Annotated in this window: 11 protein-coding genes and 1 pseudogene; 7 read left to right on the top strand and 5 right to left on the bottom strand. The window is 72.0% G+C overall.

The annotated features are described in order from the left end of the window. Nucleotides 1-138: 138 nt before the first annotated feature. Nucleotides 139-870: a GAF and ANTAR domain-containing protein gene (locus Ahu01nite_RS46050; protein ID WP_203843084.1), complete on the top strand. Its 732-nt coding sequence runs from the start codon at nucleotides 139-141 to the stop codon at nucleotides 868-870. On the opposite strand, the gene Ahu01nite_RS46045 is transcribed toward Ahu01nite_RS46050, so the two are convergent. Together Ahu01nite_RS46045 and Ahu01nite_RS46040 are read right to left on the bottom strand one after the other, a co-directional pair. After that, nucleotides 864-1,736, bottom strand: coding sequence for a diacylglycerol/lipid kinase family protein (locus Ahu01nite_RS46045; protein WP_203843083.1), 873 nt, complete (start codon nucleotides 1,734-1,736; stop codon nucleotides 864-866). The genes Ahu01nite_RS46050 and Ahu01nite_RS46045 overlap by 7 nt on opposite strands. Before the next feature lie 32 nt (nucleotides 1,737-1,768). Further along, nucleotides 1,769-2,611 carry a helix-turn-helix transcriptional regulator gene (locus Ahu01nite_RS46040; RefSeq protein WP_203843082.1) on the bottom strand — a complete coding sequence of 281 codons (843 nt, stop codon included), beginning with the start codon at nucleotides 2,609-2,611 and terminating at the stop codon, nucleotides 1,769-1,771. A gap of 118 nt (nucleotides 2,612-2,729) precedes the next feature. Here Ahu01nite_RS46040 and Ahu01nite_RS46035 point away from each other — a divergent pair, with 118 nt between their 5' ends. Beyond that, nucleotides 2,730-3,533 (top strand): NAD(P)H-dependent oxidoreductase, encoded by an 804-nt coding sequence (locus Ahu01nite_RS46035; RefSeq protein WP_203843081.1) that lies wholly within the window; start codon nucleotides 2,730-2,732, stop codon nucleotides 3,531-3,533. A gap of 106 nt (nucleotides 3,534-3,639) precedes the next feature. Here Ahu01nite_RS46035 and Ahu01nite_RS46030 read toward each other — a convergent pair whose 3' ends face one another. Next, nucleotides 3,640-4,230 carry a phytanoyl-CoA dioxygenase family protein gene (locus Ahu01nite_RS46030; protein WP_203843080.1) on the bottom strand — a complete coding sequence of 197 codons (591 nt, stop codon included), beginning with the start codon at nucleotides 4,228-4,230 and terminating at the stop codon, nucleotides 3,640-3,642. Continuing rightward, a complete protein-coding gene (locus tag Ahu01nite_RS46025) occupies nucleotides 4,197-4,457 on the bottom strand; it encodes a hypothetical protein (protein ID WP_203843079.1) in 261 nt (86 codons plus the stop codon). Before Ahu01nite_RS46025 ends, Ahu01nite_RS46030 begins: the two co-directional genes overlap by 34 nt. Nucleotides 4,458-4,529: 72 nt before the next feature. Between Ahu01nite_RS46025 and Ahu01nite_RS46020 the strand changes: the two genes are divergently transcribed. From Ahu01nite_RS46020 to Ahu01nite_RS46000, 5 genes are read left to right on the top strand one after another with little or no spacing between them, the layout of a single operon-like run. Then, entirely contained in the window at nucleotides 4,530-5,120 is a 591-nt protein-coding gene (locus tag Ahu01nite_RS46020) for a LacI family DNA-binding transcriptional regulator (protein WP_239159676.1), read from the top strand. Next, nucleotides 5,111-6,802, top strand: a complete 1,692-nt coding sequence (locus Ahu01nite_RS46015; RefSeq protein WP_203843078.1) for an acyl-CoA dehydrogenase — start codon at nucleotides 5,111-5,113, stop codon at nucleotides 6,800-6,802. The genes Ahu01nite_RS46020 and Ahu01nite_RS46015 overlap by 10 nt, the downstream gene beginning before the upstream one ends. Before the next feature lie 50 nt (nucleotides 6,803-6,852). Continuing rightward, a complete protein-coding gene (locus Ahu01nite_RS46010; protein WP_203843077.1) occupies nucleotides 6,853-7,290 on the top strand; it encodes a hypothetical protein in 438 nt (145 codons plus the stop codon). Further along, a complete protein-coding gene (locus tag Ahu01nite_RS46005; RefSeq protein WP_203843076.1) occupies nucleotides 7,287-8,849 on the top strand; it encodes a sensor histidine kinase in 1,563 nt (520 codons plus the stop codon). Before Ahu01nite_RS46010 ends, Ahu01nite_RS46005 begins: the two co-directional genes overlap by 4 nt. Beyond that, on the top strand, nucleotides 8,839-9,507 hold the full coding sequence (locus tag Ahu01nite_RS46000; RefSeq protein ID WP_203843075.1) for a response regulator: 669 nt from the start codon (nucleotides 8,839-8,841) through the stop codon (nucleotides 9,505-9,507). The genes Ahu01nite_RS46005 and Ahu01nite_RS46000 overlap by 11 nt, the downstream gene beginning before the upstream one ends. A gap of 8 nt (nucleotides 9,508-9,515) precedes the next feature. Here Ahu01nite_RS46000 and Ahu01nite_RS45995 read toward each other — a convergent pair. Next, a pseudogene (locus Ahu01nite_RS45995) lies at nucleotides 9,516-15,635 on the bottom strand (type I polyketide synthase); the annotation flags it as partial. Nucleotides 15,636-15,741: the final 106 nt, after the last annotated feature.

Raw genomic sequence — 15,741 nt, 5'->3', positions numbered from 1 at the left:
CCGGGCGTGGAGAGCTGCCTGTCCCTCTTTCGGGATCTCACCGAACCTGCGGCGCGGATGCACAATGCTCTTGCTGTCGGTCCCAGTCCTTGGCCGGTCACAACCGGATGGATGATGACCTGAGCGAGGGACGATCCGATGAGCACCGTTTCCGTGGCGCGGCTGGCGCCGATCTTCGTCAAGGTCGCCGACACCCTCGTCGACGATTTCGACCTGATCGACTTCCTGACGATGGTGACGACCCAGGCGGCCGATCTGGTCGGTGCGGCCGCCGTCGGCCTGCTCCTGGCCGACCGGCACGGCCGGCTCGAGTTCATGGCCGGCTCGAACGAGAACGTCAAGGTGGTGGAACTGTTCCAGTTGCACGCCCGGCAGGGCCCGTGCCTGGATGCCTTCCGCGCCGGCCGGCCCGTGATCAACGTGAACCTGGACGGGGCCACCCCGCGCTGGCCCCGCTTCGCCCCGCGAGCCACTTCGCAGGGGTTCCGGTCGGTGCATGCCTTCCCGCTGCGGCTGCGCAACCAGGTGATCGGCGTGATGAACGTCTTCGGGGACAAGGAAGGTGGCGACTTCTCCGCCGCCGAGGTGCCGATCATGCAGGCGGTGGCGGACGTCGCCGCGATCGGCCTGCTGCAGGAACGCGCCATCCGTCACGGCGAGGCCCTGACCGGGCAGCTTCAGGGCGCGCTGGCCAGCCGCGTCGTCATCGAACAGGCCAAGGGCGCGGTCGCGCAGGCGGCGCGGATCGGCGTCGATGAGGCGTTCACGATCGTCCGCGGCTACGCCCGGCAGCACAACCTGAAGATCGTCGACGTCGCTCAGGCGGTCGTCACCGACGCCACCGCGCTGTCCCGGGTGCTGTGTTACTGAGCGCCGGAGGTCTTGGCGAGGCCGGCGTCGTGGGCGAGGTCGGGGTCGGTCGCGGGTTGCGGGACGCACAGGACCAGCGCCTGCGGGCGTACGGTGACCAGCAGTTCCTTGCCGGGTTCGATGAGGTCACCGTCGAGCTGGCGGGGCTGGGCTCGTTTGGCGCGGATCGCAACCCGGGTGGCGGTGTAGGTCTCCATACTCGGCACCGAGCTCTTGCGGCGAAGGACACCCCAGCCGAGGGCGAGCCAGTGGCGCAACGTTCGCGGGCTGAGGATGGCGACGTCCAGCAACCCGTCGTCGGGCTGCGCGTCGTTGAGCAGCCGCATGCCACCCTGCAGCCGGCCGACGTTGCCGACGATCACGGTGCGCGGGCGGCGGGCGAACGACGGCTTGTCGTCGAGGGTGATGCTGATGCGCATGGGACGGTCCCGCAGGTGACGGGCCGCCCCGGCGGCGTACGCGAGCCATCCGATGTGCTTCTTCGCGGTGTCATTGGTGGCGTCGAGCATGTGGGCGTCGAAACCCATGCCGGCCATCACGGCGAAACTCTGGTCACCGACCGCGCCGACGTCGATCCGGCGGCGTCCGCCCTGCAGCACGACCCCGATACCGGTCGCGAGGTCACCGGAGAGCCCCAGGTTCGCGGCGAGCAGATTGCCGGTGCCCGCGGGCAGCACGGCCAGGGCGACGTCCGTTCCGGCGAGAGCGGTCACGCACGCCATCACGGTGCCGTCACCGCCGCAGGCGAACACCAGCTCGGCGCCGTCGCGGACGGCGTCGGCCGTCTGACCGACCCCGGGATGGGGGCCGGTCAGGCCCGCATGGTGGTGCCGCCGTCGACGGTGAAGACCTGGCCGGTGGTCCATGCCGAGAGGTCGGAGAACAGGAATGCCGTGAGTCAGCCGCGGACGCAGTGCGCGGGATGCTGCACCGCGCTCTTTTCACCCATTCCGGCTAGCAGGCGCAACGCGTCCTCGGTGGGGCTGCCGGGGTCGGCGGAGAGGACGAGGAGTTCCATATTCGACTCGCCGGGCAGCGCGAAGTTCTCGTGGTGGAGCTCGAGCTGGCCGACCAGGGGATGCCGGTAGATCTTGCGGCCGTGGGTGCGGGCGCGGACGTCCGCGCGGGCCCACAGGCGGCGGAAACGGTCGCTGCGCATGGACAACTCGCCGATGAGGGAGGCCAGGCGCGGGTCGTCGGGGTATTTGCCGGCGGCGAGGCGCAGGTGGCCGACGACGTCGAGGGTGCAGTTGTCCCAGTTGGCGTAGAGGCCGCGGTCGCTCTCCTCGAGGAAGAGGTGCCGGGCGGTGTTCAGGCCCGGGATCGGCCGGCCGTAGAGGAGCCGGGCGAGGCGGTTCCCGGCGAGCACCTCCAGGCGGTGGTCGACGATCACCGCGGGGGCGCCGGCGACGAGATCGAGCACGCGTAGCAGCTCGGGCCGGACCCGCCCGCCGGGGGCTTTCGCGCGGCGGCGGCGTTGGCGGGCGAGGCGGGAGAGGTGGCCGCGCTCGGTGTCGTCGAGGCCGAGGACGCGGGCGAGCGCGTCGACGACCTGATCGGAGGGCTGGGTCGCGCGGCCCTGTTCCAGGCGGATGTAGTAGTCGACGCTGACCCCGGACAGGTGCGCGACCTCCTCACGGCGTAGCCCTTCGACCCGGCGGCGGCTGTCGGCGGGGATGCCGGCGGTCACCGGGTCGACCCGGGCACGCCGGGTACGCAGGAAACCCGCCAGATCGTCCATCACTCCAGTATCGCCCCGGCGGCGCCGCGCGAGGGTGGCCCTGCGGTTACCAGGAAGTCCGGTCCGATGGAAGCCGCGCCCCTGAAAGTCCGGCGCCACGCCGCCCAGACTCGGTGACATGAAGACGCTGATCGTTTACGCCCACCCCGAACCGCGGTCGCTCAACGGTTCGCTCAAGGATCTCGCCGTGACCACCCTGGAAGAGGCCGGCCATGAGGTACGGGTGAGCGACCTGTACGCGATGAACTGGAAAGCCGTCGTCGACGCCGAGGACTACGGCCCGTACGCGTCAAGCCCGTTGCGGGTCGCCGAGGACTCCGGCCGGGCCTTCGACGCGTCGGCGCTCACCCCCGACGTCACCGCCGAGCAGGAGAAACTGCTGTGGGCCGACACGATCATCTTCCAGTTCCCGCTGTGGTGGTACACCATGCCCGCCATCCTCAAGGGCTGGGTGGACCGCGTGTTCACCTACAACTTCGCGTACGGCGTCGGCGAACACAGCGACACGAAATACGGCGAACGCTTCGGCGAAGGCACCCTCGCGGGCCGCCGGGCATTGCTCTCGGTGACCACGGGCGGCCCGGAGTCCCACTACGCCGCCCGCGGGATCAACGGCCCGATCGACGACCTGCTCTGGCCGATCCAGCACGGCATCCTCTACTACCCGGGCCTCGAGGTCCTGCCACCGTTCGTGCTCCACGGCGCCGACCGGCTGACCGCCGAGGACCACCCCCAGGTCGCGAAGGCCTGGCAGGAACGCCTGCTCACCCTCACCACGACCGAGCCGATCGCCTTCCGGCGTCAGAACTCCGGCGACTACGAGATCCCCTCACTGCACCTGAGGCCAGGCCTCGAGCCCGATGACCGTACGGGCTTCGCGCTGCACATCCGCGATCAGCGTACGGAATCCCATTGCTCGTGAAGTGCCTGATGCACCAGCTCGGCCTGGGTCTGTGGGGCGAGACCACCGACTGGCTGGTCCCGGTCGAGGTTTGCCGGGAAGGCGTAGCCCTCCGCCGACGCGGCGATCAGGTCCGCAGGATGCCGCTCGACCGGTTGGTCCCAGCGCCGTGGAACAGGGCCGGGTCGAAGAACGCGGCGTCGCCCTTGGCCAGCGGCAACTGGACGTGATGGCGCTCGAAGTACGCCGTGAAATCGGGCTGGTGGAACGCGATGTAGCCGGCCGGGTACTTCTGCGAGTGCGGCAGGTACAGCGTCGGGCCGCTCTCGAGGGGCATGTCGACGTGGGCGACCGCGCCCTGCAGTGTGCGCGCGGGTGACAGCGCGTGGATGTGCGCGGGATATCTCATTGCCTGGTCCTGCGACATGAAGCCGAGGTGGTAGTCACGGTGGGCGACCTGCGCGGCGTCGCCGGGGTTGACCACGTTGACCTGGGAGGTCAGCTGGTAGCCGTGGCCCAGCCAGGCCTCGCTGATCAGCCGGAGCGTGTTGTTGTCGTAGTACGCGGCGAACGCGGCCGGGTCGCGCACGGCGAACTTGTCCAGCGCGCCCCACACCCGGTCGTTGGCGCCGGGCTTGGCGAAGTGGTCACCGGTGGTCGTACCCGCGGCTTTCTGCTCGTTGATCAGCTCGGCGAACACGGCGGTGGCCCGGTCCACGACGGCGGGCGCGAAGCGCCGGTGAACACCACCACGCCGGGGCCGTCCATTATGGCCCGGACCAGCTCGGCCCGCAGCTCAAGGGTGTACGGCACCGTACCCGGGTAGATGAGGACGCCGTCGGCGACCTCGGTGGCGTGCGGGTAGTCGGCCAGGTCTGTCTTCTGCTCGCAGATCGCCCGGAAGTCGTCGAGGCTGCAGTCCGCGGCGGTGAACCACGTAGTCATGGGCTCACGCTAGGTTCGGGTCGCGGGCCATGGACCCTTGAGAACCCGTCAAAAGGCCATCATCGTGAAGTCGTGAGACACCCCTACAAGATCCGCGAGATCGCCGTCCAGTCCGGGCTCAGCGAGGCCACCGTGGACCGGGTGCTGAACGCGCGCGGCGGGGTGCGCGACAGCACCGTACGCGCGGTCGGGGAGGCCATCGCCGACCTCGACCGGCAGCGTACCCAGGTCCGGCTCGGCACCCGGACCTTCATGATCGACGTGATCGTGCAGGCATCGCCGCGCTTCTCCGCCGCGGTCCGCGCCGCGCTGGAGGCCGGGCTGCCCGGGCTGCGACCTGCGGTGATCCGCACGCGTTTCCACCTGCTCGACGCGCCGTCCGTACCCGAGGTGGTCGCGGCCCTCGCCCGGGCCCGTCGCGGCGGATCCCAGGGCGTGATCCTCAAGGCCCCCGACACCCCCGAGATCGTGGCCGCGGCGCAGCGCCTCGACGTCCCGCTGATCACGCATCGATCTCCGCCGCGCCTGCCACGCCATCATGCAGGCCCAGGGCGCCCTCCCGGGCCCCGTCCGCACCAACCCCTCGGCCGTCCAGGTGATCACCCCGTACAACGCCCCACCGGTCGAGTTCTGACGAGGCTTATGGTGGGAGGATGTCGATGATCCTGAACCGCCGCGACCTGGAATTCCTGCTGTACGAGTGGCTTGATGTCGAGTCGCTGACCGCGGATCCCCGGTTCGCGGAGCATGGCCGGGAGACGTTCGACGCCGTGCTGGATCTGTCGCAGCAGATCGCCGAGCGGGAGTTCGCGCCGCACAACCGGCGCAGCGACCTGGAGGAGCCGACGTTCGACGGGTCGGCGGTGACCGTGATTCCCGAGGTGGGTAAGGCGCTGCGGGCGTTCGCCGATTCCGGGCTGTTGTCGGCGACGTTCCCCGAGTCCGTCGGGGGCATGGAGTTGCCGAAGGTGGTGGGGCGGGCGTGTTTCGCGTGGTTCCAGGCGGCGAACAGTGCCACGTCGGCGTATGCGATGCTCACGATGGGTAATGCCGCGCTGCTGCTCGAATACGGCACACCGGAGCAGATCGACACGTACGTACGCCCGATGCTCGAGGGGCGTTACACCGGGACGATGTGCCTCTCCGAGCCGCAGGCGGGTTCCTCGCTCAGCGACGTGACGACGCGCGCGGAGCGGCAGGAGGACGGCACCTACTCGATCACCGGGTCGAAGATGTGGATCTCGGCCGGGGACCACGAGCTCAGCGAGACGATCGTGCACCTGGTGCTGGCGCGGGTCGTGGGTGCGCCGGCGGGGGTGAAGGGGCTGTCGCTGTTCATCGTGCCGAAGCATCTGCCCTCCGGCGGGCGCAACAACGTCACCCTGGCGGGGCTCAACCACAAGATGGGCTACCGGGGTACGACGAACGCGGTGCTCGCCTTCGACGGCGCGACGGGTCATCTCGTGCAGGCCGAGGGCCGGGGGCTGGCGCAGATGTTCCACATGATGAACGAGGCGCGGATCGGCGTCGGGTCGGGTGCGGTGGCGCTCGGGTACACGGGATATCTGCACGCTCTCGCGTACGCGCGGGAACGGCTGCAGGGCCGGCCACCCGCCGGGAAGGACCCCTCGGCACCGCCCGTGCCCATCGTGCGGCACCCCGACGTGCGGCGGATGCTGCTCGCGTCGAAGAGCTACGTCGAGGGCGGCATGGCGCTGATCCTCTACACCGCCAAGCTGGTCGATGTCGGGGAGACCGTGCTGCTCGACGTGCTCACCCCGATCGTCAAGGCCTGGCCGTCGCAGTGGTGCCTGCGCGCCAACGACCTCGCGATCCAGGTCCACGGCGGTTATGGCTACACCCGCGAATACCCGGTCGAGCAGTTCTACCGCGACAACCGCCTCAACCCCATCCACGAGGGTACGGACGGCATCCAGGCGCTCGACCTGCTCGGCCGCAAGGTGCTGCTGAACGACGGCCTGCGGGTCCTGGTGTCGGCCATCTCCGCGACGGCCGCATCCTCGTCCTCGCCGTACGCACCGCGCCTGCTCGCCGCCGCGGAACGGCTGGCCTCGGTCACCACGACACTGTGGGCAGCCGGGGACGCTGACAAGGCACTCGCGAACGCGTCGACCTATCTGGACGCCGCCGGGCACATCGTGATCGCGTGGATGTGGCTGTCGCAGCTCGACGCGGCCGGTGACAAGGAAGGCGCGTTCTACGACGGCAAGCGCCTGGCCGCCCGCTACTTCTTCGACCACGAACTACCCCGCGTCGGCCCCTGGCTGGACCTGCTCGCATCCGGTGACACCCTCCTGCTGGACCTGGACGACACGGTCCTCTGAGCCGCGGTGGTGGCACTTTCGTACCATCGGCGGGCTTCGAAGATCCGTCGATGGACCGTCGTATCGCGTTCGTTTCCTCGCGAGTCTGGATGCATCAGACCGACGAGGAGATGACGATGCGCAAGGTTCTTCTGATCGTGGCCGGGGTAGTCGTGGTCCTGTGCGGGGTCGGTGGCTGGTTCGGCTTCCAGGCACTGAACACCGGCCGCGAGATCAGCAGGTCGTCGATCACGCAGCAGCAGTTCGACGCGCAGCGGGTCGGCGGCGCGGAGACCGCGGTGCGGGACGCGCTGCCGACACCGCTGAAGGACGAGGAGCAGACGATCTACGGCGACGACGCCACCAAACAGGGCAAGCCTGACGGTGCCACCTGCACCTACTACGCGATCAAGCCGATCGCCGACGGGAAGGACAAGCCGCTGTTCCGGTTCTGCTTCGCCGGGGGCACGCTCACCGAGAAGAAACAGATCAGGATCGACGGCGCATGAGGGGTACGCCAGCCGCGCCGGCCTCATGGTGGAGGGCGGCGCGGGCGGCGGGGCCGGGCCGCCTCGCGTACGAGATCGCGCTGGCCGTCACGCTCGCGGGCGTGACGGCCGGTCTGGCGCTGGTGCGCCACCAGGCCCCATCGGTGATCGCCGGCCTCGCTCTGCTCGACGTCGTGCTGATCGGCCTGCGGCACCGGCTTCCCGCGACCGTCCTGGTCGTCACAGCGGTCGTCGGCACGATGCTCGGCCGGCTCGACACGGTGCTGCTGTTCGGGCTCGGGTTCTCCGCCGGCTACCGGATCCGCGCGGCGGCGCGCCTGGCCGGGACGCTCGCCGCGGTGCTGGCCTGCCAGATCGGTGGTCAATGGCTGAAGGAGGGTACGACCAGCCTGCCGCAGGTGCTGTTCACGGCCGGCGTGTTCATCGTGGCCGTGGTGTTCCCGGCGACCCTCGCCCGGCTGTCCGCGCAGCGCCGCCGCATCCTCACCCTGATGCACGAGCGGACGGTCCACCTCAGCGAGCAGCAGCAGATCGTCGCCGAGCGGGCCAGGGTCCGCGAGGCGAACCGGATCGCCCGGGAGATGCACGACTCGCTGGGGCACCGGCTGACGCTGATCTCGCTCTACACCGGCGCCCTGCGCTCGGCACCGGACCGTCCGGAGGAGACACTGCGGCTGCTGCACGCCACGTCGACATCCGCGATGGACGAGCTGCGGGACATCCTGGCCGTCCTGCGTGTCGACTCACCCGACGACGAACCGCGGCAGCACGCCACGCTCGCCGACACCGAGAGGCTGATCGCTGACACCAGGGCGGCGGGCGTGGACATCGCGTTCGTGCGTTCCGGGGAGGCCGTCACCGTTCCGGCCATGGTCGACCAGGCGGCGTACCGGACGGTGCAGGAGGGCATCACCAACGCGGTGCGGCACGCCCGGGGCGGTGTCATCCGGTCAGCCGTCCGGTACGAGGACGACGCGCTGGTCGTTGAGGTCGTCAACGGTCCGGGCCGGGCGTACGACGGTGCCACCAGCGGTCAGGGGCTGTACGGGCTCGCCGAGCGCGTGCGGATCGCCGGGGGTGTCCTCTACCACGGCGCGGAGCCGGACGGCGGGTTCCGGATCGCCGCCACCCTGCCCCTCTCCGGCACGACACCTCGGACCCTCGGTGTGAAACCGGCCGCCCCCGACGAGTTCGGCGACGACCTGCGCCGCGTCGACCAGCGCCGCCGGGCGTGGACGGTCACGGTGGCGCTCAGCGTGCTGCTCGTGATCGCGCTGTGCGCCGGTGGTCTGTGGCTGGGCGTGAGCCGGCAGACCGTGAGCCGGGCAACGTACGACCAGCTGCGGGTCGGCGACAGCGCGGTGGTCGTACGGAAGAAATTGCCGGACCGGACCGCCGAGCTGGACCCGGGCACCACTGCGCCCCCGGCACCACCCGGCGCCGATTGTGTGGCCTATCGCGCCGCGCCCGTCGTGCAGGGCCCGCGCGACGAGGGTTACCGTTTCTGCTTCCGGGCGGGGGCGCTCATCTCGAAGGAGGAGCTGGACGATGCCGGCTGACCCGGCACCGCTGCGCGTCGTGATCGCCGACGATGACGAGCTGACCCGCGGCGGCATCCGCCTCATCCTCAGCGCCGTCGCCGGCGTCGAGGTCGTCGCCGAGGCGAATGACGGCGTCCAGGCCCGGGACCTGACGATCCGGCACCGCCCCGACGTCGTCCTGCTGGACATCAGGATGCCCGGCCTCGACGGCCTGGCGGCGCTGCGCGAGATCACCCGCAGCTCCCGGGCCGCCGTCCTCATGCTGACGACGTTCGGCGAGGAGGCCTACATCGACGAGGCCATCACGTCCGGCGCCGCCGGCTTCATCCTCAAGAGCTCCGCCGCCGACGAGCTGGAGCCGGCCCTGCGCGCGGTCGCGGCCGGCGAGATGTTCCTCTCGCCGCCCGTGACGCGCCGCGCCGTCGCCGAGCTGCGCCGGTTACGCCCGGCCCCACCCGGCGACGACGCCGCCGCGCGCCTGGCCGAGCTCAGCGACCGCGAACGCGACGTGCTGAGACTGCTCGCCCAGGGGCTGTCCAACACCGGCATCAGCGAGCGCCTCGTCATCTCCGAGAGCACCGTCAAGACCCACGTCAGCCGCATCCTGCTCAAACTCGGCTGCGAGAACAGGGTCCAGGCCGCGCTGTTCGCGCATCGCACGAATGTCATGGACTGATCGCGTACCTATCGGGGGTTTCGCAGCATCCAGGTGCGGACGGCGCGGGCGGTCTCCTCGCCGTACTCCTCCATCATCGACAGATGGTCGCCGGGGACGTCCACGCAGTCGTGGGGGAAGTTCCACACCGGGCGCCAGTTCTCCAGCTCCTTGCCCAGCGGGACGGTGGCCCGTACGAGCAGGGTGGGCGTACTGTTCCCGGTCACCTTCCAGTCGAGGTTGGTGTAGTGGGACATGGCGGTGAGCCAGGCGTCACCCCACATGTCCGAGTCGGCCTCGGCCTCGGCCTGCCGGTCGAGCAGCAGCTGGACCGAGCCGTCGAAGATCTGGATCAGGGCCTCGATCTGTTCCATCGGGTACGTGTCGACCAGCACCACCCCCTCGCACGGCCGGCCCTGCTCCTCCAGGAGCCCGGCGAGCCGGTGCGCGATCAGGCCGGCGGCGGACTGGCCGACAAGCAGGATCGGGCCGTCCACGTGTGCCCGGATCGAGGCGGCGTGCACCGCGAGCAGGCTGTCGGTGGTGGCCGGGATCAGTTCACCGGCGATGAACCCGGGCTGGCGCAGCACCCACAGGTCACGTTCGCCGCGGAAGTCGGCGGCGAAGCGGGCGTACTGGGTGGGCTCGGACTTGCCGACCACACCGGCCAGCGCGACGATCGTGGGATCGCCCGGGCCGCGGGCGATCCGCACCGGGGCGGGTACGTCGTCGAAGTCCTCGGGTCCGTCGAAGGCCGGCCGGTACTGGGCGAGCTGGTCGACGGTCTCCAGGAATTCCTTGACCCTGTTCTCCGCCATGGCCTGCCCGCAGAGCGCGGTCAGCGTGCCCTTAGCACCGCGACGGCTGCGGGGCTTGACCGGTTCCGGCCGGGGTTCGGGTTCGGGTTCCGGTTCCGGCTGGGGCGCCGGGCCGAGGACGTACTGCTCGACGAGGTGCGCGGCCATGTCCGGGATGGTGGGGTGCTCGAACACGATGGTGGAGCGCAACCGCAGCCCGGTCTCGGCGGCGAGGCGGTTGCGCAGCTTCACCGAGCTGAGCGAGTCGAAACCGAGCTCGAGGAACGTCAGGCCCTCCTCGATGTCGTCGGCGCCGGTGTGCCCGAGGACCGCGGCGGCCTGGCCGCGGATCAGACCGGTGATGATCGTGTCGCGCTGCGGGTCGGGAGCGGCGGCGAGTTTCTGCCGCAGGGCGTCCGGGTCGGCGGCCTCGGCCTGCGGACGTGCGCCGAGCCGGCGCTCGCTGGGGATGAGCCCGGCCAGCAGCGGCGGTACGGGTTCCGTGCGGGCCAGCGCCCGTAGCCCGGTCACGTCGAGGTGCATCGGGGCGAGGAACGCCGAGCCGTTGCTGTGCGCGGCGTCGAACAGGGCGCAGCCGTCCGCGGAGGACAGCGGGAGGATGCCGCCGCGGCTGATCGTGTCGCGCCCGCTCGTACCGAGCCGGTCGGTCATGGCGCTGCCCTCGTCCCACAGCCCCCAGGCGAGCGACGTTCCGGGCAGCCCGGCCGCGTGGCGGTCGGCGGCGAGCCCGTCGAGGAAGCTGTTGGCGGCCGCGTAGTTGCCCTGCCCCGCGGCGCCGAACAGCCCGGCGGCGCTGGAGAAGAACACCAGCGCCGACAGGTCGAGGCCGCGGGTCAGGTCGTGCAGGTTGACCGCCCCGGCGACCTTCGGGCGCAGGACGGCATCGAGGCGGGCACCGGTCAGCGAGCCGATGACGCCGTCGTCCAGCACCCCGGCGGCGTGGATGACCGCGCCGAGCGGATGCGCCTGCGGTATCGCGGCCAGCACCCGCTCCAGCGCGGCCCGGTCGGCGGCGTCGCAGGCCACGATCGTCGGCTGGGCGCCCAGGGCGATCAGGTCGGCCTCCAGTTCGGGTGCCTGCCCGCTGCGGCTGGTCAGCACCAGATGCCGCACCCCCTGGGTGCGTACGAGGTGCCGGGCGAGCAGACCGCCGAGTGTGCCGGTACCGCCGGTGATCAGCACCGTGCGACCGGGCGCCACGAACGGCGTGGCGGGGGTGCCGGTCGCCGGCGCGACGACGAGGCGCCGGGCGAGGAGGTGACCGGCGCGTACCGTGACGTCGGGCTCGTCACCGGCGACCGCGCCGATCAGGGCCCGGCGCGACGCACCGGTGTTGTCGAGGTCCACCAGGGCGAACCGGCCGGGGTGCTCCGCGCCGGCCGAGCGGACCAGCCCGGCGGCGGCCGCACCGGCCAGATCGGGCACCGGCCCGCCGAGTCCGGTGGCGGCGCCGCGGGTCACCGTGACGAGCCGGGCCGCGGTGAGGTCGGTGTCGTCGAGCCAGGACCTGAGCACGGACAGGACGCGCTGCGTGGTGTCGGTGACGTCCGCGGTCAGGCCCGTGCCGCTGCGCTCGGCGCCGGGTACGGCGGCCACCAGCACCACGCTCGGTGGGCTGGTGCCGTTCGCGATCGACCAGGTCAGTGCCTCGAAGTCGACGTACGAGTCGAGCCGGCAGCCGATGCCGGACAGCTCCTCGCGCAGCGGGTCGGCGAGGTCGTCGAGACCCCTGCCGAAGATCGCCCACCGGTCCCCGGGCCGGGGCCGGGCGCTACCGTCGATCGGAACCCAGTCCACGGTGTAGAGGTCGCCGCCGCTCGCCTTCGCCGGGCCGGGGGTGACGGCGCGCAGCTGGAGCAGATCGGCGGAGAGCACCGGGGTGCCGGCGGCGTCGGCGACGGTCACCGACACCGCGTCGGTCCCGGCGGGGGAGAGCCGGACGTGCAGGGTCTCGGTGGTGGCCGCGCCGTGCAGCGTGACGCCCCGCCACACGAACGGCAGGCTGGTGGTGGCCGGTTCGCTGCCGCCCCGATCGTCGGTGACGAGCCCGATGGCGTGCAGCGCGGCGTCGAGCAGCGCCGGGTGCACGCCGTACCCGACCAGTTCGGCGGCGATCGCAGGCGGCGCGGTGACCTCGGCGAAGACGTCCTTGTCGCGGCGCCACGCAGCGCGCAGGCCCCGGAACGCGGGCCCGTAGTGCAGGCCCCCGGCAGCCATCAGGTCGTGGACGCCGCCGATGTCGACCGCGACGGCCCCGGACGGCGGCCACGTCTCCGCCAGGTCCGGCAGGGCGGTGCCGGGCACCGGAGCGACGGTCGCCTCGGCGTTGACCATCCAGCGCCGGTCGTCGTCGCGCCGCGAGTGGAACGTCAGGGTGCGGCGCCCGTCCGCGTCCGCCGGCCCGACCCGGACCTGGATCCGGGTTCCGTCGCTCTCGTCGATCACGAGCGGGGACTGCAACGTCAGCTCCTCGACGGCGCCCCGCCCGGCGTGCAGCGCCAGATCGAGGAAACCGGTGCCGGGCAGGATCGCGTCGCCCAGCACGCGGTGGTCCGCCAGCCAGGGGTGGCTGCGCACGCTCAGCCGGCCGGTGTGCACGACCTCGTCGCTGTCCGCCAGCTCGACGCTCGCGCCGAGCAGCGGGTGCGAGGCCGGGTCGAGACCGGCGACGCCGAGGTCACCGGTGCTGTCCGGGCGCTGGGCCCAGAACAGCCGGCGCTGGAAGCGGTAGGTCGGCAGATCGACCTGCCCGCGCCCGGTGCCGAACACGGCGGTCCAGTCCGGGGTCACGCCACGGACGAAGAGCTCGGCGAGGCCGGCGGCGAGGCTCGCCGGGCCGTCATGGTCGCGGCGCAGGGACGCGGTCACCACGGCGTCGCCGAGACCGGCCGCCTCGAACGAGTCGGTGAGCGCGGCGGTGAGCACCGGGTGGGCGCTCAGCTCGACGAGGTAGCGGTGGCCGTCCTCGGCGAGGCGGCGTACGGCGGGGGCGAGCAGGACGGGGCAGCGCAGGTTCTCGTACCAGTAGGCGGCGTCCAGCGGGCCGCCGGTCCAGCGTTCGCCGGTGACGGTGGAGTAGAACGGCAGGGTGGGCGTACCCGGGGTGAGACCGGTCAGGGCGGCCAGCAGCTCCGGGCGTACCTCCTCGATCTGGGTGGTGTGCGCGGCGTAGTCGACCGGGAGGTCCCGGGTGCGGATGCCGGCGGCGTCGGCGGCGACGCGCAGCTCGGCGAGGGCGGCGGGCGGACCGGCCAGGACCACCGCGCCGGGACTGTTGACGACGGCCACGGACAGCCCGGGGATGGTCGCGGCCAGCTTCTCGGCCTCCGCCGCGCCGGCCCCGACGGAGACCATGCCACCGCGCCCGGCGAGGGTGGTCAGCACCTTGCTGCGGGCCGCGACGACGAGGGCGGCGTCGGCCAGTGAGATCGCGCCGGCGACGTACGCCGCCGCGATCTCGCCCTGGCTGTGCCCGACGACGGCGGAGGGCTGGATCCCGGCGGCCCGCCAGCGGGCGGCGAGCGAGACCATGACCGCCCAGAGCGCCGGCTGGACGACGTCGACGCGGTCGAGCGAGGGTGCGCCGGGCAGCCCGCGCAGGACGTCCTCCAGCGACCAGCCGACGTGCGGGGCGAGGGCGCCGGCGCAGTCCCGCAGGCTCGCGGCGAAGACCTCATCGGTGTCGAGCAGGTCCCGGGCCATCCCGGGCCACTGGGAGCCCTGGCCGGAGAAGACGAACACGGTCCGCCCGTCGAGGTCGGCGGCACCGGTGACCAGGTGCGGGTCCTCGCGGCCGGCGGTCAGGGCGTCGAGCCCGGCGCTCAGCTGCGCGCGGTCGGCGGCGATGACCGCGCCGCGGTGTTCGAGGGCGCTGCGGGTCGTCGCGAGCGAGTGGGCGACGTCGGCGAACGGGAGTTCGGGGTTCTTGTCGAGATAGGACCGCAGGGTCGCCGCCTGGGCGCGCAGCGCCGCCCGGGTCCGGCCGGACAGGACGAACGGGAGCGCGGTCGCCGGTGCGGGTGCCTCCGGCCTCTCCTCGGCCGGGGGCGCCTCCTGCAGGACGACGTGGGCGTTGGTGCCGCTGACGCCGAACGCGGAGACCCCGGCGCGGCGGGGCCGGTCGGACGCCGTCCACGGGCGCGCCTCGGTCAGCACCTCGACGGCGCCGGCGGACCAGTCGACCTGCCGGGTCGGCCGGTCGACGTGCAGGGTCCGGGGCAGCACCCCGTGCCGCAGCGCCAGCACCATCTTGATCACTCCGGCGACACCGGCGGCGGCCTGGGTGTGCCCGATGTTCGACTTGACCGAGCCGAGATACAGCGGCCGGGCGGCGGGCCGGTCCGGGCTGTAGACCTCCAGCAGCGCGGTGGCCTCGATCGGGTCGCCGAGCCGGGTGCCGGTGCCGTGCGCCTCGACCGCGTCGATGTCCCCCGGGGTGAGCCGGGCGTCGGCGAGGGCGGCTTCGAGAACCCGTTGCTGGGCCAGCCCGTTCGGCGCGGTGAGACCGTTGCTGGCGCCGTCCTGGTTGACGGCGCTGCCGGCCAGGACCGCCAGCACGGGGTGGCCGTTGCGCCGGGCGTCGGAGAGCCGCTCGACGACGAGCATGCCGGCGCCCTCGCCCCAGCCCATGCCGTCGGCGCTGTCGGCGAACGACTTGCACCGGCCGTCGGCGGCGAGCGCGCCCTGCCGGTCGTAGACGGCGAACGAGCCGGGCAGCGACATCACCGTGGCGCCGCCGACGAGGGCGAGGCTGGTCTCGCCGGTCCGCAGCGACTGCACGGCGAGATGAAGCGACACCAGCGACGAGGAGCAGGCGGTGTCGACGGTGATGGCCGGGCCGTGCAGGCCCAGTGAGTACGCGATCCGCCCCGACACGACACTGGCGGTGTTCCCGGTCGCCATGTAGTCCCAGTGATCGGTCTCCGGCCCGCCCAGCACCAGCACGTAGTCCTGGGTGATGCAGCCGACGAACACGCCGACCTGCTGACCGCGGATCGACGCCGGATCGATCCGAGCGTTCTCCAGGGCCTCCCACGAGGTCTCCAGCAGCCACCGCTGCTGGGGGTCCATGGCGATCGCCTCCCGCGGGCCGATCCCGAAGAACGCGGCGTCGAAGCGGCCGGCGCCGTCGATGAACCCGCCGTCGCGGACCGGCGGGTGATCCGGGTCGTCGCTGAACACGCCGGCTCCCTCCGCGGCCGTCCACCCGCGGTCGCCCGGGAACGACGAGATCGCGTCGCCGCCGGTCTCGAGCAGTTCCCAGAGCTGCTCGGGGGTGCTGACCCCGCCCGGATAGCGGCAGGCCATCCCGACGATGGCGATGGGTTCCTGATCGGTCCGGCCGGCCCGCGCTTCGTCGCGCTGAGCCCGGGTCTCGCGCAGTTCATGGGTGAGGCGTTTGAGCGTGTCGAGGACGCGGTCGTCGGTCGCCATCGCG

Source organism: Winogradskya humida (genome assembly GCF_016862215.1).
In the GTDB taxonomy this organism is placed as follows: Bacteria; Actinomycetota; Actinomycetes; order Mycobacteriales; family Micromonosporaceae; genus Actinoplanes; species Actinoplanes humidus.
The sequence above is the reverse complement of the archived record's forward strand: the minus strand, read 5'-3'. Positions and strand labels throughout refer to the sequence as shown.

Bases quoted from the DNA above. Each gene is read 5' to 3' on its own strand.
- Ahu01nite_RS46040 (WP_203843082.1), bottom strand. From the start codon at position 2,611: ATGGACGATCTGGCGGGTTTCCTGCGTACCCGGCGTGCCCGGGTCGAC.
- Ahu01nite_RS46010 (WP_203843077.1), top strand. From the start codon at position 6,853: ATGGACCGTCGTATCGCGTTCGTTTCCTCGCGAGTCTGGATGCATCAG.
- Ahu01nite_RS46045 (WP_203843083.1), bottom strand. From the start codon at position 1,736: ATGGACCACCGGCCAGGTCTTCACCGTCGACGGCGGCACCACCATGCG.
- Ahu01nite_RS46035 (WP_203843081.1), top strand. From the start codon at position 2,730: ATGAAGACGCTGATCGTTTACGCCCACCCCGAACCGCGGTCGCTCAAC.
- Ahu01nite_RS46015 (WP_203843078.1), top strand. From the start codon at position 5,111: ATGTCGATGATCCTGAACCGCCGCGACCTGGAATTCCTGCTGTACGAG.
- Ahu01nite_RS46000 (WP_203843075.1), top strand. From the start codon at position 8,839: ATGCCGGCTGACCCGGCACCGCTGCGCGTCGTGATCGCCGACGATGAC.
- Ahu01nite_RS46025 (WP_203843079.1), bottom strand. From the start codon at position 4,457: ATGACTACGTGGTTCACCGCCGCGGACTGCAGCCTCGACGACTTCCGG.
- Ahu01nite_RS46050 (WP_203843084.1), top strand. From the start codon at position 139: ATGAGCACCGTTTCCGTGGCGCGGCTGGCGCCGATCTTCGTCAAGGTC.
- Ahu01nite_RS46005 (WP_203843076.1), top strand. From the start codon at position 7,287: ATGAGGGGTACGCCAGCCGCGCCGGCCTCATGGTGGAGGGCGGCGCGG.